The following is a 20260-nucleotide window of genomic DNA, read 5'->3' as shown; positions in this document are numbered from 1 at the left end:
CCGGCCGGTAGCAACGGTCAGCGGGCCGCCGCGGAGGCCGCCGGCCGGGGGTCCTGCGTGGCGGAGTCCGTGGGCTCCGGGTCCGGGGCGATGGCCGCCGTCGAGGGGCCGCCGGGCGTCTCGGTGAACCGGATGGAGGGGAGCGGCGCGGAGGCGTCGTCGTCCTGCCCGGTGTCACCCGCGCCGTGCTTGCCCTCCTCGGCGGCGATCAGCCGGTCGCAGAACCGGTCCAGGTTGCGGGCACCCTTGGCCAGGGCTTCGAGGCGGGTGCGGCGGTCGTCGTCGAGCGTGCCGTCGCGGTAGTCGCGGCACGCCTGGAGGGTCTTGGCGTACCAGGGGCCCAGGGCTCCGTCGCCCGTGTGGCCAGCCCCCTTCGCGGGGTCCCCGTTTCCGCCGTCGTCGGAGGCGTCGTCACCGGCGTCCGCACCGCCGCCGGTCCTGCCGCCGCCCGTCCGGCCGGTACCGGTCCCGTCGTCCTCGCCCTTCCGGTCGTCGTGGGACGCGCCGCCGCCGGGGCGCGCGGTGTCCTCGTCGTCGGTGTCGGCAGGGCCGCCGGGGGCCGGGGCGTCCGGAGTGGGTGCGCCCGGCGGCGGGGGCGCGGAGGTCTCCTCGTCGGGGACCACGTCGGTGCCCAGTTCCTCGGGGGACTCGGCGGCCGAGACCGAGGTCGCCGGTGAGGGGGTGTGCCGGCCGAAGGGGTCGGGCAGCACCCCGGACCCGGCGGCCACGGCCGCCCCTCCTATGGCGCAGCAGGCCAGGGAGGCGGCGAGACCGAAGCGCAGGGGCCGGCTCCAGCGGAACGGGCGGTCACCGCGCGGACCGGCCGCCCTGCCTATGTGAACCGGGGGGAGCACCGCCGTCCCGGCGTCGTCGCCCTGCGCGGCGGTGGCCCCGGCGGTGCGCAGGCGGCGGGGAGCGGCGCGGAAGGCGGCGAGCGCGGCGGCCTCGCCGGGCAGTTGACCGGTGGCCGGGCGGGCGGTGCGGGCGACGGCGTCGAGGGCGGTGGCCAGGCGTTCGGCGTCCTGGCGGGGACGGCCTTCGGCAGGGTCGACCGGTTCGCCGCGGAGCAATTTCTCCGCGGCTTCCTTGTCAAGCCATGCGTACTGCTCGTCGGCCATCACATGTCCTTCTGCGTCCACAGACGCGAATGCGTCACACCGGCGGGAGCCACCAGGCCGGTGTGCGGGGGGCGTTGCACGGGTACGGCACCGAACCCTCCGGCCCGTCCCGGCGCGTCCTCCGCATTCTCCCGGAAGGACGCCGAGGGGCCGCCGGGGCCCTCCGGCTCCGCCCCGTACCGCCGGCCGCTGTCCGCCGTGCCGGGGACGGGGGCGGGGCCGGGCTGCCCGTCCCCGCCGTCCGGGCGCGAGGCCGCGGTTCCCGCCGCGTCCGCCCCGAGCAGTTCGGCGAGCCGCTTCAGCCCCCGGTGGGCGGCGGTGCGCACCGCGCCCGGCCGCTTGCCGAGCGTCTGCGCGGCGCTCTTCGCGTCGAGGCCGACCACCACACGGAGCACCACCGCCTCGGCCTGGTCCTGCGGCAGCTGGGCGATGAGCGACATGGTGCGCCCGGTCGCCAGGGACTCGATCGCCTCGTCGGCCGTGTCGGAGCCGGCCGGCTTGTCGGAGAGCTCCGTCTCGTCGCCGCCGACGGCGGGGCGCCTGCCGCGCATCCGGAGATGGTCCAGCGCCCGGTTGCGGGCTATGCGCGCGGCCCAGCCCCGGAAGCGGTCGGCGTCCCCGCTGAAACGGTCGAGGTCGCGGGCTATCTGAAGCCACGACTCGGACGCCACGTCCTCGGCGTCCGGCTCCCCCACCAGCGTCCTTATGTAGCCAAGCAGCCGCGGCTGCACAGCGCGGTACACAGTACGGAAGGCGTCTTCGTCCCCGCGCTGCGCCGCGAGCACCGCGGCAGTAAGCCCCGCGTCGTCCCCCAGCACTACCTCAACCCTGCCCTGCTGTCCGAATCGCAGCTGGTCACCACTGCCGCGCCACCCTGCGCGACTCAGCACGCTACGTCCTTGGCGTGCACCGCGTCCATGACTTGTACAACCCGCAACATTCCATCGCCCCACCCCGGTGTGACAGAAAACGCACCCACGGCGCAGAGATGAGTACGGGGTCGTCCTGCGGCCCCGCGGAAGACGACCGGGGCCTCTCCTGTGGGGGGTGGCGGCCCCGGTCGTCCTCATATTTACCGGCTCTGACCAGGCAATATGCGGGTCGCGGGGCCTTTGCATGACCAACGCGTGACCAACGCGGTCGGCGAGCACCCGATCCTTTGTCGGCGGATGCGTAGTACCGCCTCGCTGTGCGAGCTTCAGACCCCGTCCCCTGATCGCTGCGGCAACGTCGCGTCGCGCGCCGACGCGGGCGAAGAGAGTCCCGGTCAACGAGAGATCTCGTGGATCGGGACAGCGTTCGCCGATGCGGTCGAAGCCGGGGAGTGCCGCAGCGAACGCGTACACCTTCGCTCACCGTCAGTCAGCCCGGTTACCGGCTGCCGTGCTGCTGCCGAGCCGGCAATCCAGGGGAAACCGGCCGGAGCAGTGGCTGATTCCGCCCTCCCGGCTCAACCGTCAGAGACATGCAGTAAACCTGGTCCCATGACCTTCGGTTCGAATCAGCTGACCGAGGACGAGACGTGCAAGCGGTTCGTCCTTCCGGCACTCGCGGCCTCCGGGTGGACCACTCGGCAGATCAGGTCCCAGTACGGGATCAACAACGGCCAACTCGTCCCGACCAAGAGGCGTCACCGCAAGGGAAGGCCGTTGGTCGCCGACTACGTCCTGGAGTACGTCGCGGACGTGCCCATCGCCGTGGTGGAGGCCAAGCGATACCGGCTCAGCGCGGAGAACGGGGTCGAGCAGGCGCGGCGGTACGCGCGCAAGTTGGGGCTGAGATTCGCCTACGCCACCAACGGCCGCGACATCGTGGAGATCGACTTCAGCGACCCGAAGCGGCCGGTGATCCGGGACATCCAGGAGTTCCCCTCGCCGCAGGAGCTCTGGGGGCGATTCCTCCAGGACCAGGGTGTGAGTGACACACCGCTCGGCGAGCGACTCCTCTCGACCCCGTACGACTACACGCTGCGCAACTCCGACAGCACATCCCAGCGACCGCGCTACTACCAGCGAGTGGCCGTGACAAGGGCCTTGGCCGCTCTGGCCCGCGACGAGCGGCGCATCCTGCTCGTCCTGGCGACGGGCACGGGCAAGACCATGCTCGCGCTCCAGCTGGTGGCGCGGCTGATGAACGCCCCCGAGGCATTCGGCGGCCGTAAACCCCGTGTGCTGTACCTCGCTGACCGCAACATGCTCGTCGACGATCCCAAGGACCGTTACTTCCAGGAAGTGTTCGGGAAGGACGACGTCCACAAGATCACGGGAGGTGAGGCCAAGCGCGGACGGAAGATCTACTTCGCCCTCTACCAGACCCTGGAGCACGGTGACCAGGGAGAGGAGCTGTACCGGGAGTACCCGGAGGACTACTTCGACATCGTCATCGTGGACGAGTGCCACCGCGGAAGCGCCTCTAGCGACGGTCGCTGGCGGAGGATTCTCCAGCACTTCTCGCCGGCTGTGCAGATCGGCCTCACGGCTACGCCGGTCGCCGATGACAGGCGGAAGACCGACACATACGAGTACTTCGGCAACCCCGTCTTCACGTACTCGCTCAAGGACGGTATCGAAGACGGGTTCCTCTCGCCGTACCGACTGCGCAGGGTCCGGCTGAACGTGGACGTTGAGGGCTACCGGCCGCAGCCGGGTGAGAAGGACATATACAACCGGGAGATCCCTGACGATCTCTACGGCCCCAAGGACTACGAACGTGTCATGGTGATCCTCGAGCGGACCGAGTTGGCGGCTCGGTACCTCCTAGACCACCTGCGGGCCACGGCCGAGGAGGGGCGGCTCGGCAAGACCCTCGTCTTCTGCGAGAACAACGACCACGCAGCCCGAATGCGGACCGCGTTGTTCAACGCCGCCCCCGAGGAGGTCGCCGTGCTCCCGGACTTCGTGCGGCGCATCGTCGGAGACGACGGTTCGCATGGTGGCGAAGCGCTGGAGGAGTTCCGCAAGGCGGACAGCAACGAGCCGGTCATCGCGGTGACGTCGAAGCTGCTGTCGACGGGGGTGGACATGCCACCTGTGCGGAATGTGGTGCTGTTCCGGCGCATGGCCTCTATGCCGGAGTTCAAGCAGGTCATCGGCAGAGGCACTCGACTTTGCCCGGAGATCGGCAAGGAGTCGTTCGACATCATCGACTTCGTCGAGGCGTCGCGGCTCTTCGACGATCCGGCCTTCGACGGGCCGCCGCTCAAGGTGATCCGAGACTGGACCGACGATCAGGGTGAGGTGGTGGGCTCGGAGGATCTGACCCCTGCGCGTGAGTCCGAGCCGAGTGCGGACCCCGAGTCGGCCGCGGAACCCGAGGCGGAGTACGTACAGCAGGACGGCGGTGTATTCGGCGCCGATGACGGCTCTGCGGCAGCGATGCAGGACGGCGATATCACAGACGACGAGGAGATCGAGAGGATTCTTTCCCGCTCCAGGGACCGGTACGTGGTCAAGGATGTCGACGTCTACAAGGTGGGTGAGCTGCGGTACATCCTCAAGGACGACGGAAAACGACTCCAGCTCGTGACCGTACAGCAGTGGGTGCATGACCGGGTCCTGGAACTCGATCTCGATCCGGCCCAGTTGCGCACTCAGTGGGCGCAGGCGAAGAGCCGAGCCGCTCTGATGGCGGCGCTGAAGTCGGCACAGATCGACGTGGAGCGTCTGCCTGAGGAGTTGGGCATGCGCGAGGTCGACCCCGTGGACCTGCTGGTGTCCGTGGCCTGGGACGGGCTCGCCGTCGTGAGCCGGGACGAACGGCTGACGTGGTTCCGCCGGGAGCACGCGGAGTTCCTGGACTCCTTCGGGGACCGGGCAAAGGAGGTGCTCGAAGCGATGCTCCTCAAGTTCGAGGAGTCCGGGTCACCGCAGTTGAAGGTAGAGACGCTGAGGGTACCGCCGTTCACCGAAATGGGGCGGGTGGCCGAGCTGACCAGCCGGTTCGGAGAGCCAGGGAAAGCACATCAGGCCATCGACGATCTGGCCGCCCGACTACTCACCGCGGTCTGATCTGAGGTGAAGCGCATAAGTATAAGTTGACTTTACTTTGATGTTGACAAAGCGCATTGAAGTAAAGTCAACTTTGTTTTTTCAGTCCTGTACGCTGGAGAGGTGCTCAGAGATCGTACGGACACCCGGGCTGCGCTCTGGCGGATCGCCGCCGGACAGCGGGGGTACTTCACCGCCGCCCAGGCCCGGGAGGCGGGGTACTCGTACCAGGCCCAGCGCTACCACGCGCAGCACGGCAACTGGCTCGCGGTCGATCGGGCAATCTACCGCTTCCGCGAATTCGCGGATCTTCCGAGCGAAGGCGACGAGCAATTCGTTCGCTGGTCGCTGTGGAGCAGGGGGCGCGCGGTGATCTCACATGCCAGCGCTCTGGCGGCCCATGACCTAGGGGTGGCCAACCCCTCCCGCATCCATCTCACCGTGCCTCGCGCCTTCCGACAGACCACGGACGCGGTGATCCTGCACCATGCCGATCTCGCCGACGGAGACAGCGAGGGACGTACCGGGTACCGGGTGACGACGCCGCTGAGGGCGCTGGCGGAGTGTGCGACCGACGGGGAAGACCAGGACGTGCTCGAATCCGCGGTGTCCGAGGCGCTGGAGCGCGGAATGATCACCCGTCGGAAGCTGCTGCACGCAGCCCAGCTCTGCGGCCCACGGTCCGAGCTGGGAATCGAGCGCGCGCTCGGAGCTCTCTCGTGACAGGACGGTACCGGGATGCGGCGGACCTGAGAAGGGCACTGGAGGCGCGACTCAAGCAGGAGGCCGCCGAGACCGGTGCGGACCTGGCTCGACGCCGGCGACTGGTCGTCTTCGACCGCCTTGCGGCGCGGCTGGCCGAGGACTGCACCGGGGGCTGGGTGCTGAAGGGCGGTGCCGTCATGGAATTCCGCTTTACCGGGCGCGCACGCACCACCAAGGACCTCGACCTGGCGGTACGGCCTGAGCCGGTCGGCGGAGGTCTTGACGGGGACACGGTCCGCGAGCTACTCATCGAGGCTCTGGACTGCGACCTCGACGCCGACGGATTCCGGTTCCGGGTCGCCGCACCGGTAGCTTTGAAGGCGGACGTCGCCGGGCGGGGTGGGTGGCGCTTTTCTGTCGAGGCGCACCTGGCGGGGAAGGTCTTCGCCGGTGTCAGGGTAGACGTGATCGACCGCGGCGAGGAGATCACACTCACCGAGCGCCTGCCCCTCCCCAACACACTGGAGTTCGCCGGGGCGCCGGCGCGTGCGATCGAGGCGGTCGACCGAAGTCAGCACTTCGCGGAGAAACTCCACGCGCTCACCCGCGACTACGGCGATCGGCCCAATACCAGGGTCAAGGACCTGGTGGACCTCGTGCTCCTGATCGAGAGCGGACTCTCCGGCGACAGGGACCTGTTGAAGGCTGTGCGACACGTGTTCGCGGTACGAGCCACGCACGAGATTCCCCTCGTGCTTCCTGACCCGCCGCCGCGGTGGCGGGACGACTATCCGGAGATCGCCGGGGAACTGGCGACCGGCATTCCACCGACCCTCGACGCCGCGATGGCCTTGGTCCGTGACCTGTGGGCCCGGACGCTCGCCGAGGACGCGGGGCAGGACGATGGAGTCACCGCACTTCCAGGACAGAACAAGCAGAAGGACCAACTGAACTGATATGGCAACGACCAAAAGGAAAGCGGCGGACAAGGCACCCGTCACCACTCAGGCTCGCCTTGCGTCACTGATCAAGTCCGCGCGCGACACCATGCGCAAGGACGCCGGCATGAACGGTGATCTAGACCGGTTGCCGCAGCTGTCCTGGCTCCTGTTCCTCAAGGCGTTCGAGGAGCGCGTCGAGGAGGAGGGCGAGGCACTGGACCCGGGCGGATACCGTCGGGCGATCGAGAAGCCCTACCGCTGGACGGACTGGGCGACGGACGAAGACCTCAGCGGCAATGAGCTGAAAACCTTTGTCAACGACGAGCTCATCCCCTACCTGGCGGGCCTGGACAGTGCGGCCGACCGAGGGGCGGAGGACCCGCGCAACGTTATCTCGCTGATCTTCAAGGACGTCGTCAACCGCATGCAGTCGGGAACGCTGCTGCGTGACCTCGTGAACATCGTCAACAAGATTCACTTCATCTCTCATGACGACATCCACACCATGGCGTTCGTCTACGAGTCGATCCTGCGGGAGATGCGCGACGCGGCCGGCGACTCCGGTGAGTTCTACACCCCGCGTCCCGTCAACCGCTTCATGGTGCGGCAGTCGTTTCTCAAACTCGGCGAGACGATCCTCGACCCGGCCTGCGGGACCGGCGGATTCCTGGTGCAGGCACACGAGGAACTGGAGGGGAGGGTCAAGACTGAGACGGAGCAGCGTGAGCTCCACGCGAACCTCAAGGGCATCGAGAAGAAGCCGCTGCCGTATCTGCTGGCGTCGATGAACCTGCTCCTCCACGGTGTGCACGCCCCCCGTCTTCGGCGCGAGAACGCGCTCCTCACCATGCGGAACTCGCAGGCAGCGGACAAGGTCGACGTGGTCCTAACCAACCCGCCGTTCGGCGGGGAGGAGGAGTCGTCGGTCGTGACGGCCTTCCCGTCCGCCTTCCAGACGCAGGAGACAGCCTGGCTGTTCCTGTACTCGATCCTGGACCAGCTGAAGCTGGGTGGCCGGTGCGCCATCGTCCTGCCGAACGGTTCGCTCTTCGCCTCCGGCGAGAACTCGATCGGCGCGAAGATCAAGAAGAAGTTGATGAAGGAGTGCAACCTGCACACCATCGTCCGCCTTCCACAGGGCGTCTTCGCGCCCTATACGCAGATCCCGTCCAACATCCTCTTCTTCGAGAAGACCGGCCCTACGCGGGACGTCTGGTTCTACGAGGTCCCGCTTCCTGAGGGCCGCCGTGGCTACACGAAGACGAAGCCACAGCGGCTGGAGGAGTACGACGACTGCGTGGCATGGTGGGGCGGCAAGTCTCGTGAGGGCCGCGAGGCAGGGGAGCACGCGTGGTCAGTCCCGGCGGCAGAGATCATCGCCGACGGGTACAACTTGGACCGCGCCAACCCGCACATCGGGGATGAGCCGGCTCATCGAACTCCGGAGGAGCTAGTGGACGAGCTGGTGAGGACAGAGTCGGCGATCCTTAAGATGCTTGAGGAGCTGCGGGCGAAGCTGGAGAAGAAGTGACCGAGCTGACTGAGTACACGGTCGAAGACGTTATCAAGCTCGTGCGCAGGCCAATCAGCCCCGCGGCGGGAGAGAGCTACCGTGAGATCGGTCTGCGCTCGTTCGGGAAGGGGATTTTCCACAAGGATCCCGTTACGGCCGAGGCAATCGCCGGGAAAAAGGTCTTCAGAATCCAACCAGGTGACATCATCTTCAGCAATGTATTCGCCTGGGAAGGGGCTGTAGCTATCGCCTCTGAGCAGGAAAAGGGCATGATCGGTTCGCACCGATTTATGACCCATCGGGTGAATCCTGAAATTGCCGATGCACGCTATTTGCTCCACTACTTCTACGGCGGACCGGGATTGAATGTAGTTCGCAGTGCGTCACCTGGGTCAGCGGGGCGCAATCGAACACTTGGGGCGCGGACTTTTGCCGCAAAGAAAATTCACCTGCCCAGCGTCACCGAACAACGCCGTATCGCCGACAAGCTGGACTCGGCCCTGATGAATCAACGAGAAATCGAGGATCGCGTTCGCGTCAGAGATATTTTGGTGAACCGCGCGTTGGATGCCGAAGAATCTGCCATCATCGCCGATTGCTTGGAAAAGGGCTGGCAGACTGGTCCACTCTCGTCGGTTGCGGAGGTGAACCCGAGGACGGTGCGCCCCGATGGCGAAAGCCGCGTGGCATTCATTCCGATGGCGGCAGTAAACGGAAAGAGAGGGGTCATCGATGCGGCGGACTACAAATTTGCCAGTGAAGTGCGCGCCGGACATAAACTATTCATTCGAGGAGATGTGATCTTTGCAAGAATTACGCCCTGCATGCAGAATGGGAAATCTGCGATTTTCCAAGACCCTTCCGCGATGCACGGTTTCGGATCAACCGAATTTCACGTACTTCGCCCTCGTGATGCGAGTGATGCCGAATGGATTCACCGAGTAGTCCGCTCCCGCAAATTTATCGATTCCGCTATTCCCTTTATGTCCGGAACGGCTGGGCAGCAGCGCGTATCGGCCGAGTACCTCAGGAGAGTCGATATCCCCATCCCTCCTTCGGGGGCGGAGAGAGTGAGAACCATTCGAAAATTGAATGACATTCAGTCTCGGAGGGAAAGTTTCAGAGAACTGAATATGAAGCAAGGCGCTGACGCGAAGGCCCTCAGGTCATCCCTTCTAGACGCCGCCTTCGGCGGGCGACTGTAGGTCAGGCGGACGGGGTCACTCCAGCGGTACTCGTCGCCATCCCCCGTCCGTCACCACGACGTGGTCGAGGAATCGCAGACCGACCGCCTCCGCGCCCGTCGCCAGGCGGGTGGTCGTGAGGCGGTCGGCATCGCTCGGCGTCAGGCGGCCGGTGGGGTGGTTGTGGGCGACACCGAACGCGGCACCCCCGAGAGCGAGAACACGCGCCAAGGTGTCTCGGACCGGCACGAGAGTGCGGTCGGACGCGCCATCGGTGAGGACGGAGGTCCGGAGGATCGCGCCCGCCCCATCGCAGGTCACCAGAAGCGCGCGTTCATGGCGCAAGCCACGGAGGAGAGGGCTCGCGACGGCCGCCAGGTCGGCGGAGCCGGAAATTCGCCGCAAGCCGGGAGCCTGCTGCGCCGACACCCGCCGTCCCAGCTGAAACGCTGCCGCGACCCGCGCCGCCTTCGCCGGGCCCACACCCGGCAGACCAGCGGCAAGCTCGTGGGCGGGGACGCGCGAGAGCGCGTGCAGCCCACCGTGCCGGGCGATCAACCGTCCCGCCAGTTCCACGGCGTCCTGACCGGCCAGTCCCGCTCCCAGCAGCAGTGCGAGAAGCTCCCGGTCGGACAACGCCTCCGCGCCCCGGTCGAGCAGCCGCTCTCGCGGCCGATCCTGCGCCGGGACCTCCCTCATGCGCATGCTGACCAGGCCCAGCTCAGTCGACCGAGTCTCGGTCGAAGGGCTCCGCGTCGTCAGGTACGGGATCGGGCTCCTCGGACTCCTCCGCGCCCATCGACGTGATGCTCGGCCCAGAGTCATCGCCACCCTCGGCCGCCGATCCGATCAGGTCGATCAGACGCGCGTGCAGCGTCCGCGAGCGAGCCCTCAGAAAGCCCTCGTAGTCGTCTCGCAGAGCAGCCTGATAGGCGTCCTCCTCGATGAGACAGGTCCGCAGTCGCGCCCTCAGCGTGTCCTCGCCATGCCAGTCGATCAAGTCCTTGAGATATACGGAGGGCGGAGAGTCCGAGACGTTGTTGTTGGTGATCGCGCTCAACATGATCAGGTTTCCGCACACGTTCGCCCGAGTCGCGCTCACTCCGCTTCGCTTCAGAAAGGCACGCGGAAAGAAGTGGTGGAACTGCTTGTCGTTCTGCCCGGCCAGCGCCTTGTCGGTGTCGATGGCCTGACCGGTGTTGAGGTCCACCGGCTTCTCGTACGACATCAGCAAGACGTGCAGCTTGGTTGGCGCGTTGGCGCGTGAGAACTGCGTCCGCTGCCAAAGCACGTCGCGCGGCAGGGCCGCCCCGGTCTCGATCTCCGTCGCCTGGCCGGCAGCAAAGGCGGACACCGCGTCGAGGTCGGCCGTCATCTGAGACTCGCGCCAGCCCTTGAAGTACTCACTGCTCGCCGTCAGCCAGAACCACCGGCCGATCGCCGCGTATTGATCGGCGGTCGGCTTGGGGAGCTGCCGGAAAAGCTCCACCAGGACCGCGAACTGGTTATAATACGGCAGAGCCTCGGCACGAGGAGTCCGGATCTGAGTGAAGAGGAAATCGACCGCTCGAGCAGCCGCCTTGCCGGCTTCGGTCACCGCACCCTGCAGCTCTGCACGGTCGAGACGCCTCAGGTCCTGGATGGACTTCGTGGAGAACCCCAGTCCTGCGGCTGCGGAGATCGTGCGGAGCATCGTCTTGGTATCGACCCGCCCATACCGCTTTCGGTCGAGAACCTGCAGCAGTTGTTCGATCTCTTCCTTGAGGTCGAAGTCGCTCGACCAGGTCCCGGCGCGCACAAGATCAACGATGTCCATCCTCGTGCCCGTGCTGTTGATCCGCTCGAAGATACGGGCCGAGTCCTCCTCAGTGACCTCGACCATGGTGACGACCGGCACCTGATACCCGCGGAACTGATCGCTCAGTGCCTGAGCGCGCCGCACATGCTCGTCCGTCGGCTTGTCCCTCAGCACCCACGCCATCATCGAGCCCGCCGAGTCGAGGTCGCGCACGGGGATGATGTGCGCACCAGCCGGGGTCTCCTCCGTGAGGTACAGGAACTCCTCACGGGCCAGGTCGAATCCGATCCTCCACCGTGCGCCCTGGCCGTGCATCGCGCCCACGAGGCTCGCCAGTCGCTGCTGTCCATCGATGACGTACTGAACCGGAGCGCCTGACACTTGTGGGACAGCGGTCAGCCCAGCAATCTCGTGACCACTAGCGAGCCGACGATCGGACGTGCGCCACATCAGCAAACTGCCGATGGGATAGTTCCGGCGGACCGAGTCCAGCAGATAGAGAACCTGTTCCGGCTCCCAGACGAACGCCCGCTGGTACTTCGGCAGAACGATCTCTCCGGACAGCACGCGGTGCGCGAGCGTCGAGATCGGCGCAATCGTCGGTTCAGGCGCTGTGATGCGCCCCGAGCCCTGAGATGACCCCATTCCGCCCCTCCACTGCTATGCCTACTCGCCTGTGCAGCTGTCAAGACAATCCTAGGAGTCGGCACTGACAATCCGCCGAGCGGGCACGCAGTCCCACTGCGTGCCCGCGTGCCGTTCGAACATCCAGAACCCTCGACGGTTGGACGCCGTGGCCAACGCGTGGCCAACAGCAGTCAGGGACAGGCAGAAACACTCAGATGGAGACCGATCCAACCAGTAGCCTAGAGCCTCCACCGTGCGCCCTAAAATGCCTGGTCAGGGCGCTTTCTAGCGGCCATCCCGGCCAGGGGTGGCGGCCCCGGTCGTCCTCGTTCTTCCCGCCGCCGCCCCCGGGGCTCAGGGCCGCACCCGCCTCCGTCGGGCCGCCGCCGCCCGCAGCACCCGCTGGCCCTCCGTGGAGACGTCGCGGATCTGGCGCAGGCCGGCCGCGGCCGGGGCGGCCTCGTCCATGGCGGCCAGCATCTCCAGGATCGCGGTCTGGCGGGCCGCCTCGCCGGCCAGGAGCGGGCCCGCGCCCGAAGGGTCGCCCGCGCGGCAGCGGGCCACCGGGTCCGGGGCCGCGGCGGCGGTCGTGTCGTGGCCGAGGTGGACCTCCAGGGCCAGCACCGAACAGGCGTCCGCCCAGGCGCGCAGCCCCTCGCCCGCCCGGTCCTCCGGGGCGGCGGCGAGCAGGTCCCGGACCCGGGCGGCCGGTCCGCCGGAGTCCGCGGGAGCGCCCAGGGCGGCACGGGCCTCGGCGAGGCGGGCCGGCCACAGACGGGGCTCGGCGCAGGCGGCCCAGAGCGGGCGCAGCGGATCGGGGCCGGCGCCCGGGGCGGGCCGGGGAAGACAGCGTTCGAGGCAGGCGACCGCTCCGGCGGCGAGCCCGCGGTCGTCGGCGGCGGCGATCAGGTCGAGCAGGCTCATCGGCGTCTCCTGTCAGCCCACCCGTACGTCTCCCCTGCCGGGACACAGGGGGGCGCAGCACTTCCTGTTATCGCATTCAGCGCCGAATGGCCGAAAAGCGTCACTGCCGCTGGCTGATTACCGCCGCTCCCGCCTCCCTGACCCGTCCCCCACCCGTCCCGCCCGCCGCCTGTGCGCCCGGAGCCGCCTCAGTGCGCCGGGAGCGCAGACGGCCCGGCGGGGAACGCGCCGAGGTCCGCGCGCCGGGACTGCATCCCCGTCAGCCTGCGGACGAACAGGATCGCCAGGACCGCCGCGGCGAGGTCCAGGGCGTCGTTGGCCGCGACCAGGTCGAGCCCGCGGACGATCTCGTCGCCGGTCTCCGCGTCGGCGGAGAGGCGGCCGGTGCCCCGGCTCACGAGCTGGTCCGCGACGAACACCGCCCACCAGGCCTTCAGCGGCCCGCGCGGCGCGGCGGTCCGGCCGCCGAGGGTGTCGACCGGGGCACTCGCGGTCCACACCCCCTTCGCCACCCGGTACGGCAGCCACAGGTTGCCGAGGGGCACGAACCAGCCACCGATCGCCCAGCCCGGCCGCAGGGTGTGGGCGTACGGGTCGAACACCTCGGCGTTGATCCGGACCCGGCGCAGCCAGACGAGGAAGACGACCGCCGTCGCGAGGAAGGTGAGCGCCTGGAGGGACCCGGCGGCCGTGTACAGGTGGTCCGCGCGGGTCCACGCCTCCTCGTCGACCACCAGGAAGCCGCCGTCCAGCCCGTCGGCGAGCAGCACGCGGGTGTGGATTCCGGCGGCGATCGCCAGCACGTCCGCGACGGCCGCGGCGCCGAGCAGCACGCACACCGCCTTGGCCAGGCCCACCGGAGAGCGCAGATGGTCCAGCCGGGGCCGGGCCGGCGTCACGCCGGTGCTGCCGGCCCAGGCCCGGCCCCGGTCGGAGCCGGCCGTGACGGCGCACACGCCGCACCGCGCGTCGGCGGTGCCGGCCGGTCTCGTACCGCAGAGTGCACAGAGCATGGAAACGGAACCCCCCAGGATTCGGACGTCGACGTGAGACGCGCGCGCCCCTCCCCGGACGGCGCGGCCACCGGACCGTATGGCCCGGCGGCCGCGTTGTCCATGGTCATAGGCGTTCCAGCGGCTCGGCCCGCGCCGATTCAGCTCAGCCCGCGTCGCTTCAGCTCAGCCCGCGTCAATGTCCTTCGCCAGCGACTGGAACTGCGCGTAGCTCAGCTTCGGCTTGCCCGGGACCCACAGCTTCTGGGCCGTCGCCCGCAGCGGCATCCGGATGCCCGCGGCGACCTGCTCGGCGGTCTGGGCGTTCGGGAAGTCGCCCCAGACCGCGAACCGGCCGCCGAGGATCTGGTCCGAGTAGCGGGCCGGGACCGGGGTGGTGCCGCGCAGCACGAGCGGGGTCCACTGCTCGTAGATCCGCTTGCCGGTCGGATAGACGAAGGCGTTGGGCTGGCCGAGCACGTAGTACATGAACTCGTCGTTGAGGTTGAGGACCTTGCGGCCCTCGCGCAGGTACTCCTCCGGTGACCGGGCCCCGTACTCCTTGCCCGTCCAGTACTCGACCTCGATGTCCTTGTCCGCGCGCACCTCGCTGTCGCGGAACTGGCCGTCGTTCCACGCCTTCGGCCGCATGCCGCGCTTGCGGACCACCTTCGCCCGGTCGTTGAGCCAGCCGGTGGCGAGGTCGGCGATGCCGGCCCCGGAGCCGTACTTCGCGACGGCGGCGCGCTGGAGCTGCGGGTAGGAGGCGGCCGGGTTGCTCGCCATCAGCGCCCGGTACTCGTCGCCGCCCAGGTGCCAGTACGCACCGCCGAACAGCTCCGCGTACTCGCCCAGCAGCTCGTCGATCAGCTTGGCCGCGCCCGGCTTCGAGATGTCCAGCGATCCGGTCGAGGCGACGCCGGAGACGTTGTGCAGCTGGAGGCCGGGGTGGGCGCGCAGCACCGCGCCGAGGTGGCCGGGCGAGTCGATCTCCGGGACGACCTGGATGTGCAGCCGGCGGCCCAGGGCCACGATGTGCCGGACCTGCTTCTTAGTGAGGTGGTCCGGCGAGACCACCTCGGGGTGCGTGTCGGACTCGATGCGGAACGCCTGGTCGTCGGAGAAGTGCAGGCCGAGCTGGTTGAGCTTGAGGTCGGCCATCTCCCGCATCCGGGCCTCGATCCAGGACGCGGTGTAGTGCTTGCGGGCGATGTCGAGGTTGAGCCCGCGCTGCGGCTTGTCCGGCCGGTCGCGCACCACGCCCTCGGGCATGGAGCCGTCGGCGCGCACGGACTGCTTGAGGGTGCGGGTGCCGTAGAAGACGCCCGCCTCACCGGGACCGCTGATCCGCACCCGCCCGTCGGCGGTGCGCAGGGTGTACGACTCCGGCCCGCCGGACGCCTTCGGGGTGAGGGCCAGCTCGACGTCTCCGGCGCGGGCGGGCACCTCGCCCCGGTAGTGGATCTTCAGCTCGCCGGCCAGGAGCTTCCCCTCGTCGGCCAGCTTGCCGCTGCCGTCCGCGATGACGACCCCGCTGTCCTTGCCGGGCTTCCAGCCGGGCCCGTGGGCCGCGGTGTGCTCGCGTACGGCGGGGATGGCGCGGGGCGCCTTCGAGAGCGGGTAGCTCCGGGTCGGTGACGGGGTGGGGGAACGGGAGGACGCCGCACGGGACGTCTCGGGGCCGTTGCCGTGGTCGGATCCGGAGCCGTCGCAGCCGACGAGGGCGACGCTCGCCGCGGCCGCCGCCGTCACGGCCAGGAGGGCGCCGCGTGAGGGTGCCATCAGTCAGAAACCTCCGGTTCGGGGGAAAGGGGGCAGAAAGGAAACAGAACTGTCAAAAATCGGCGCAGATGTAGGGAGGTAACCGGGCATTCTCCTCACACATTCGCTCGTCAGGCATCGCGGAACTCTCCCGTCCGGGTGAAATTCGCGCATCCTTCGCCCACCCTTATCCCCGCGTCGCTAGCGTTGAGCCCTCTTCGCATCCGAGTCCCCCTTCGTCTCTTCTTTCGGAGCTCACGCTGTCCAGGTCCAGCGAGTCCCACGCCGGCCTTCCCGAGCAGCCGCCCCGGCCCGCCCGGCGCACCGCCGTGCCCGTGCAGAGCCGCGCCGGCGAACCCGCCCGGTCCGCCGCGCCCGCCTGGGACCTTCCCCGGTTCAACGGCGCCCCCGCACCCGAGGCCGAGGCGGCCCTCCTGGCGTGCTTCGGCAGCGTGGCCTGGGCGCGGCGCCTCGCCGGCCACCGCCCCTACCCGGACGCGGAGGCGCTGTTCGCCGCGGCCGACGAGGCGGCCTACGACCTCTCCCCGGGCGATCACGCCGAGGCACTGGCGGCCGAGGTGTCCCCGGGGCTGCGGCCGGACGCGCCGCGCTCCGCCCATCTCGCGCTGGCCGCCGCCCACGCCGAGTACGAACGCAGGTTCGGCCATGTCTTCGTGATCTGCCTGGACGGCTACCCGCCCGCCGAACACCCCGACCAGGTGCTGGCCGGCATCCGGGCCCGGCTGGCGCACGAGGAGGACCGGGAGCGGGCGGTCACGGCGGACGAGATGCGGCGACTCGCCCGGGGCCGCCTGGCCGCGTTGATATCGAGTCGGTAACGGGTTGGGGCCGGGCCGCACGGCCCGGATTCCCCGGCACTGAGGGGCCGGACAGGGTCGTGGAGGGCTGTCCATAGCCCGTCCGTGCCTGTTTCGTTGCCACTTTGATCACACCGGAGGGCCCCGCGCGATCGAACCGACAATCCGTCGCTACGATGGCCGGGGCCGGTGGACCGTACCCGGCCGGGTCAGACCGACAGTCAAGCCGGCCGACCCCAATCCCCGCTCCCGGAGGGTTCTTCCGTGCCGGCTGGAACGCTGTACCGCGGCCGGGAAGGCATGTGGTCCTGGGTGGCTCATCGAGTCACCGGTGTCCTCATTTTCTTCTTCCTGTTCGTGCATGTCCTGGACACCGCCCTCGTCCGCGTCTCCCCCGAGGCATACGACGACGTCGTGTCCACGTACAAGACGCCGATCGTCGCGCTCCTCGAATACGGCCTGGTGGCCGCGATTCTCTTCCACGCGCTGAACGGTCTGCGCATCGTCGCCGTGGACTTCTGGGCCAAGGGCCCGCGCGTTCAGAAGCAGATGCTCTGGGCCGTGCTGGGCATCTGGATCGTGCTGATGCTGGGTGCCCTGTACCCCGTCCTCGGCCACGCCGCACGCGAACTCTTCGGGAGCTGAGGCCCATGTCCACCGAGACTTCCGCGATCGGCGCCGTCGAGGGCGCTTCGCTCTACGACGTCGACCATCCGGCCCCCGTCATCGAGCCGCCGCGCAAGCGGACCGGCAAGACCCCCAAGGGCTCGCGCACCAACTTCGAGATGTACGCCTGGCTCTTCATGCGCCTGTCGGGCATCGTGCTGGTCGTCCTGGTCATCGGCCACCTGCTGATCCAGCTGGTGCTGGACGGCGGCGTGTCCAAGATCGGCTTCGCCTTCGTGGCGGGCCGCTGGGCCTCGCCGTTCTGGCAGGTCTGGGACCTGGCGATGCTGTGGCTCGCCATGCTGCACGGCGCCAACGGTCTGCGTACGGTCATCAACGACTACGCCGAACGGGACAACACCCGCTTCTGGCTGAAGATGCTGCTGTACACCGCCACGGTGTTCACCGTCCTGCTGGGCACGCTGGTGATCTTCACCTTCGACCCGAACATCCGCTAGGCGCCGGGCCCGAAGGACCAGAGGTAAACCATGCAGATCCACACGTACGACACCGTCATCGTCGGCGCCGGCGGCGCCGGCATGCGCGCGGCCATCGAGTCGACCAAGCGCAGCCGCACCGCCGTGCTGACCAAGCTCTACCCCACCCGCTCCCACACGGGCGCCGCGCAGGGCGGCATGGCCGCCGCGCTGGCCAACGTGGAGGAGGACAACTGGGAGTGGCACACCTTCGACACGATCAAGGGCGGTGACTACCTGGTCGACCAGGACGCCGCCGAGATCCTGGCGAAGGAGGCCATCGACGCCGTCCTCGACCTGGAGAAGATGGGCCTGCCGTTCGGCCGTACGCCCGAGGGCAAGATCGACCAGCGCCGGTTCGGCGGTCACTCCCGCAACCACGGCGAGGCCCCGGTCCGCCGTGCCTGCTACTCGGGCGACCGCACCGGCCACATGATCCTCCAGACGCTCTACCAGAACTGCGTCAAGGAGGGCGTGGAGTTCTTCAACGAGTTCTACGTCCTGGACCAGCTGGTCGTCGAGGAGGACGGGGTCAAGAAGTCCGCCGGCGTCGTCGCCTACGAGCTGGCCACCGGCGAGATCCACGTCTTCCAGGCGAAGTCGGTCATCTACGCCTCGGGCGGCACCGGCAAGTTCTTCAAGGTGACGTCGAACGCGCACACCCTGACCGGTGACGGCCAGGCCGCCTGCTACCGCCGGGGTCTGCCGCTGGAGGACATGGAGTTCTTCCAGTTCCACCCGACCGGCATCTGGCGGATGGGCATCCTGCTGACGGAGGGCGCCCGCGGTGAGGGCGGCATCCTCCGCAACAAGGACGGCGAGCGCTTCATGGAGAAGTACGCGCCCGTCATGAAGGACCTCGCCTCCCGCGACGTCGTCTCGCGCTCCATCTACACGGAGATCCGCGAGGGCCGCGGCTGCGGTCCCGAGGGCGACCACGTCTACCTCGACCTGACGCACCTGCCGCCGGAGCAGCTGGACGCCAAGCTCCCGGACATCACCGAGTTCGCGCGTACGTACCTCGGCATCGAGCCCTACACGGACCCGATCCCGATCCAGCCGACCGCGCACTACGCCATGGGCGGCATCCCGACCAACGTCGAGGGCGAGGTGCTGGCCGACAACACCACCGTCGTCCCGGGCCTGTACGCCGCCGGCGAGGTCGCCTGCGTGTCGGTGCACGGCGCCAACCGCCTCGGCACCAACTCGCTGCTCGACATCAACGTCTTCGGACGCCGCGCGGGCATCGCCGCCGCCGAGTACGCCGCGAAGAACGACCTCGTCGAGCTTCCGGAGAACCCGGCGCAGCAGGTCATCGACCAGGTCGAGCGGCTGCGCAACTCCACGGGCACCGAGCGGGTCGCGACGATCCGCCAGGAGCTCCAGGAGTGCATGGACGCCAACGTGATGGTGTTCCGCACCGAGCAGACGATCAAGGCCGCGGTCGACAAGATCGCGGAGCTGCGCAAGCGCTACCTGGACGTGTCCATCCAGGACAAGGGCAAGCGGTTCAACACGGACCTGCTGGAGGCCATCGAGCTGGGCAACCTGCTCGACCTCGCCGAGGTCATGGCGACGTCGGCGCTGGCGCGCAAGGAGTCCCGCGGCGGTCACTACCGCGAGGACTACCCCACCCGCGACGACGTCAACTTCATGCGCCACACCATGGCGTACCGCGAGGTCGCCGAGGACGGCACCGAGTCGATCCGGCTGGACTACAAGCCGGTCGTCCAGACCCGCTACCAGCCGATGGAGCGTAAGTACTGATGGCTACACCCACCCTGGACAAGGCCGACAAGGCTCCCGAGCCCGAGCCCGGCTTCGCCGACTCGCCGTACATCACGGCCACGTTCCGCATCCGTCGGTTCAACCCAGAGGTCTCCGACGAGGCCCAGTGGCAGGACTTCCAGATCGAGATCGACCCGAAGGAGCGTGTCCTCGACGCCCTTCACAAGATCAAGTGGAACCAGGACGGGACGCTCACGTTCCGCCGGTCCTGCGCGCACGGCATCTGCGGTTCGGACGCCATGCGGATCAACGGCAAGAACAGGCTCGCCTGCAAGACGTTGATCAAGGACCTGAGCCCGGAGAAGCCGATCACGATCGAGGCCATCAAGGGCCTCACGGTCCTCAAGGACCTCGTGGTCGACATGGACCCGTTCTTCCAGGCGTACCGCGACGTCATGCCCTTCCTCATCACCAAGGGGAACGAGCCGACCCGCGAGCGTCTGCAGTCCCCCGAGGACCGCGAGCGCTTCGACGACACCACCAAGTGCATCCTGTGCGCCGCGTGCACGTCCTCGTGCCCGGTGTTCTGGAACGACGGCCAGTACTTCGGCCCGGCGGCGATCGTCAACGCGCACCGCTTCATCTTCGACTCGCGCGACGAGGGCGGCGAGCAGCGCCTGGAGATCCTCAACGACCGTGACGGTGTGTGGCGTTGCCGCACCACCTTCAACTGCACGGACGCCTGCCCGCGTGGCATCGAGGTCACCAAGGCGATCCAGGAGGTCAAGCGCGCGCTGATCACGCGTCGCTTCTGATCCCCCGAGTATGTGAAGAGGCCCGGTCCCCCGCGAGGGGACCGGGCCTCTTGCCGTGTCCGGGGGCCCGGGCGGTACGGCCGTCCGGATGACCACCCTCCGGCACCGTCCTGGCCGTGGAGCGCGGCCTCGTCGCCGAACTCGCCCCGCTCGTCCGGGGCCTGGCCGAGTCGGCCCGGGCCGAACGGCGCGACCGTCCGCACACCGG

General features: G+C 68.5%; 17 protein-coding genes. 10 read left to right on the top strand and 7 right to left on the bottom strand.

Annotated elements, in window-relative coordinates; translation table 11 throughout:
- Positions 1-17: 17 nt before the first annotated feature.
- Positions 18-1118 (bottom strand): hypothetical protein, encoded by a 1101-nt coding sequence (locus ACLQ2N_RS27020; RefSeq protein WP_425816774.1) that lies wholly within the window; start codon positions 1116-1118, stop codon positions 18-20.
- On the bottom strand, positions 1118-1936 hold the full coding sequence (locus ACLQ2N_RS27015) for an RNA polymerase sigma factor (protein WP_425817111.1): 819 nt from the start codon (positions 1934-1936) through the stop codon (positions 1118-1120). The genes ACLQ2N_RS27020 and ACLQ2N_RS27015 overlap by 1 nt, the downstream gene beginning before the upstream one ends.
- A gap of 666 nt (positions 1937-2602) precedes the next feature.
- Between ACLQ2N_RS27015 and hsdR the strand changes: the two genes are divergently transcribed.
- The 5 genes from hsdR to ACLQ2N_RS26990 all read left to right on the top strand — a co-directional run bounded on the left by hsdR (position 2603) and on the right by ACLQ2N_RS26990 (position 9468).
- Positions 2603-5125 carry an EcoAI/FtnUII family type I restriction enzme subunit R gene (gene hsdR, locus ACLQ2N_RS27010; protein WP_425817109.1) on the top strand — a complete coding sequence of 841 codons (2523 nt, stop codon included), beginning with the start codon at positions 2603-2605 and terminating at the stop codon, positions 5123-5125.
- Positions 5126-5227: 102 nt separating this feature from the next.
- On the top strand, positions 5228-5827 hold the full coding sequence (locus tag ACLQ2N_RS27005) for a type IV toxin-antitoxin system AbiEi family antitoxin domain-containing protein (RefSeq protein WP_425816772.1): 600 nt from the start codon (positions 5228-5230) through the stop codon (positions 5825-5827).
- The gene (locus ACLQ2N_RS27000) at positions 5824-6765 is read left to right on the top strand and encodes a nucleotidyl transferase AbiEii/AbiGii toxin family protein (protein WP_425816770.1); all 942 of its coding nucleotides are present in this window, start codon (positions 5824-5826) and stop codon (positions 6763-6765) included. Before ACLQ2N_RS27005 ends, ACLQ2N_RS27000 begins: the two co-directional genes overlap by 4 nt.
- A 1-nt stretch (position 6766) precedes the next feature.
- Positions 6767-8281 (top strand): N-6 DNA methylase, encoded by a 1515-nt coding sequence (locus ACLQ2N_RS26995; RefSeq protein ID WP_425816768.1) that lies wholly within the window; start codon positions 6767-6769, stop codon positions 8279-8281.
- Positions 8278-9468 (top strand): hypothetical protein, encoded by a 1191-nt coding sequence (locus ACLQ2N_RS26990; protein WP_425816766.1) that lies wholly within the window; start codon positions 8278-8280, stop codon positions 9466-9468. The genes ACLQ2N_RS26995 and ACLQ2N_RS26990 overlap by 4 nt, the downstream gene beginning before the upstream one ends.
- Positions 9469-9483: 15 nt before the next feature.
- Here the strand turns inward: ACLQ2N_RS26990 and ACLQ2N_RS26985 are convergent, their stop codons facing one another.
- The 5 genes from ACLQ2N_RS26985 to ACLQ2N_RS26965 form a co-directional block, all read right to left on the bottom strand.
- Positions 9484-10146, bottom strand: coding sequence for a JAB domain-containing protein (locus ACLQ2N_RS26985; RefSeq protein ID WP_425816764.1), 663 nt, complete (start codon positions 10144-10146; stop codon positions 9484-9486).
- Positions 10147-10168: 22 nt separating this feature from the next.
- On the bottom strand, positions 10169-11890 hold the full coding sequence (locus ACLQ2N_RS26980) for a GmrSD restriction endonuclease domain-containing protein (protein ID WP_425816762.1): 1722 nt from the start codon (positions 11888-11890) through the stop codon (positions 10169-10171).
- Between the two features lie 336 nt (positions 11891-12226).
- The gene (locus ACLQ2N_RS26975; protein ID WP_425816760.1) at positions 12227-12796 is read right to left on the bottom strand and encodes a hypothetical protein; all 570 of its coding nucleotides are present in this window, start codon (positions 12794-12796) and stop codon (positions 12227-12229) included.
- Positions 12797-12984: 188 nt separating this feature from the next.
- The gene (locus ACLQ2N_RS26970) at positions 12985-13809 is read right to left on the bottom strand and encodes a DUF4328 domain-containing protein (protein ID WP_425816758.1); all 825 of its coding nucleotides are present in this window, start codon (positions 13807-13809) and stop codon (positions 12985-12987) included.
- A gap of 165 nt (positions 13810-13974) precedes the next feature.
- Positions 13975-15570, bottom strand: a complete 1596-nt coding sequence (locus tag ACLQ2N_RS26965) for a beta-N-acetylhexosaminidase (protein WP_425816756.1) — start codon at positions 15568-15570, stop codon at positions 13975-13977.
- Between the two features lie 308 nt (positions 15571-15878).
- On the opposite strand from ACLQ2N_RS26965, the gene ACLQ2N_RS26960 reads away from it, so the two are divergent.
- The 5 genes from ACLQ2N_RS26960 (at position 15879) to ACLQ2N_RS26940 (ending at position 20052) form a co-directional block, all read left to right on the top strand.
- Positions 15879-16388 (top strand): 2-oxo-4-hydroxy-4-carboxy-5-ureidoimidazoline decarboxylase, encoded by a 510-nt coding sequence (locus ACLQ2N_RS26960; RefSeq protein ID WP_425816754.1) that lies wholly within the window; start codon positions 15879-15881, stop codon positions 16386-16388.
- 243 nt (positions 16389-16631) lie between these two features.
- Positions 16632-17012, top strand: a complete 381-nt coding sequence (gene sdhC / locus ACLQ2N_RS26955; protein WP_425816752.1) for a succinate dehydrogenase, cytochrome b556 subunit — start codon at positions 16632-16634, stop codon at positions 17010-17012.
- A 5-nt stretch (positions 17013-17017) separates the two neighbouring features.
- Complete coding sequence (locus ACLQ2N_RS26950; RefSeq protein WP_425816750.1) at positions 17018-17491, top strand: succinate dehydrogenase hydrophobic membrane anchor subunit; 474 nt, start codon at positions 17018-17020, stop codon at positions 17489-17491.
- A 30-nt stretch (positions 17492-17521) separates the two neighbouring features.
- Positions 17522-19276 (top strand): succinate dehydrogenase flavoprotein subunit, encoded by a 1755-nt coding sequence (gene sdhA, locus ACLQ2N_RS26945; RefSeq protein WP_425816748.1) that lies wholly within the window; start codon positions 17522-17524, stop codon positions 19274-19276.
- The gene (locus ACLQ2N_RS26940; protein WP_383295548.1) at positions 19276-20052 is read left to right on the top strand and encodes a succinate dehydrogenase iron-sulfur subunit; all 777 of its coding nucleotides are present in this window, start codon (positions 19276-19278) and stop codon (positions 20050-20052) included. Before sdhA ends, ACLQ2N_RS26940 begins: the two co-directional genes overlap by 1 nt.
- Positions 20053-20260: the final 208 nt, after the last annotated feature.

Source organism: Streptomyces sp. DT224, from assembly GCF_049844595.1.
GTDB lineage: Bacteria > Actinomycetota > Actinomycetes > Streptomycetales > Streptomycetaceae > Streptomyces.
Note: the sequence above shows the minus strand (reverse complement) of the source record. Positions and strands in the feature narration are given on the sequence as shown.

Excerpts from the sequence above, each read along its gene's own strand:
- ACLQ2N_RS27020 (WP_425816774.1), bottom strand. The coding sequence starts at position 1,118 with ATGGCCGACGAGCAGTACGCATGGCTTGACAAGGAAGCCGCGGAGAAA.
- hsdR (WP_425817109.1), top strand. The coding sequence starts at position 2,603 with ATGACCTTCGGTTCGAATCAGCTGACCGAGGACGAGACGTGCAAGCGG.
- ACLQ2N_RS26995 (WP_425816768.1), top strand. The coding sequence starts at position 6,767 with ATGGCAACGACCAAAAGGAAAGCGGCGGACAAGGCACCCGTCACCACT.
- ACLQ2N_RS26985 (WP_425816764.1), bottom strand. The coding sequence starts at position 10,146 with ATGAGGGAGGTCCCGGCGCAGGATCGGCCGCGAGAGCGGCTGCTCGAC.
- ACLQ2N_RS26980 (WP_425816762.1), bottom strand. The coding sequence starts at position 11,890 with ATGGGGTCATCTCAGGGCTCGGGGCGCATCACAGCGCCTGAACCGACG.
- ACLQ2N_RS26975 (WP_425816760.1), bottom strand. The coding sequence starts at position 12,796 with ATGAGCCTGCTCGACCTGATCGCCGCCGCCGACGACCGCGGGCTCGCC.
- ACLQ2N_RS26970 (WP_425816758.1), bottom strand. The coding sequence starts at position 13,809 with ATGCTCTGTGCACTCTGCGGTACGAGACCGGCCGGCACCGCCGACGCG.
- ACLQ2N_RS26965 (WP_425816756.1), bottom strand. The coding sequence starts at position 15,570 with ATGGCACCCTCACGCGGCGCCCTCCTGGCCGTGACGGCGGCGGCCGCG.
- ACLQ2N_RS26950 (WP_425816750.1), top strand. The coding sequence starts at position 17,018 with ATGTCCACCGAGACTTCCGCGATCGGCGCCGTCGAGGGCGCTTCGCTC.
- sdhA (WP_425816748.1), top strand. The coding sequence starts at position 17,522 with ATGCAGATCCACACGTACGACACCGTCATCGTCGGCGCCGGCGGCGCC.
- ACLQ2N_RS26940 (WP_383295548.1), top strand. The coding sequence starts at position 19,276 with ATGGCTACACCCACCCTGGACAAGGCCGACAAGGCTCCCGAGCCCGAG.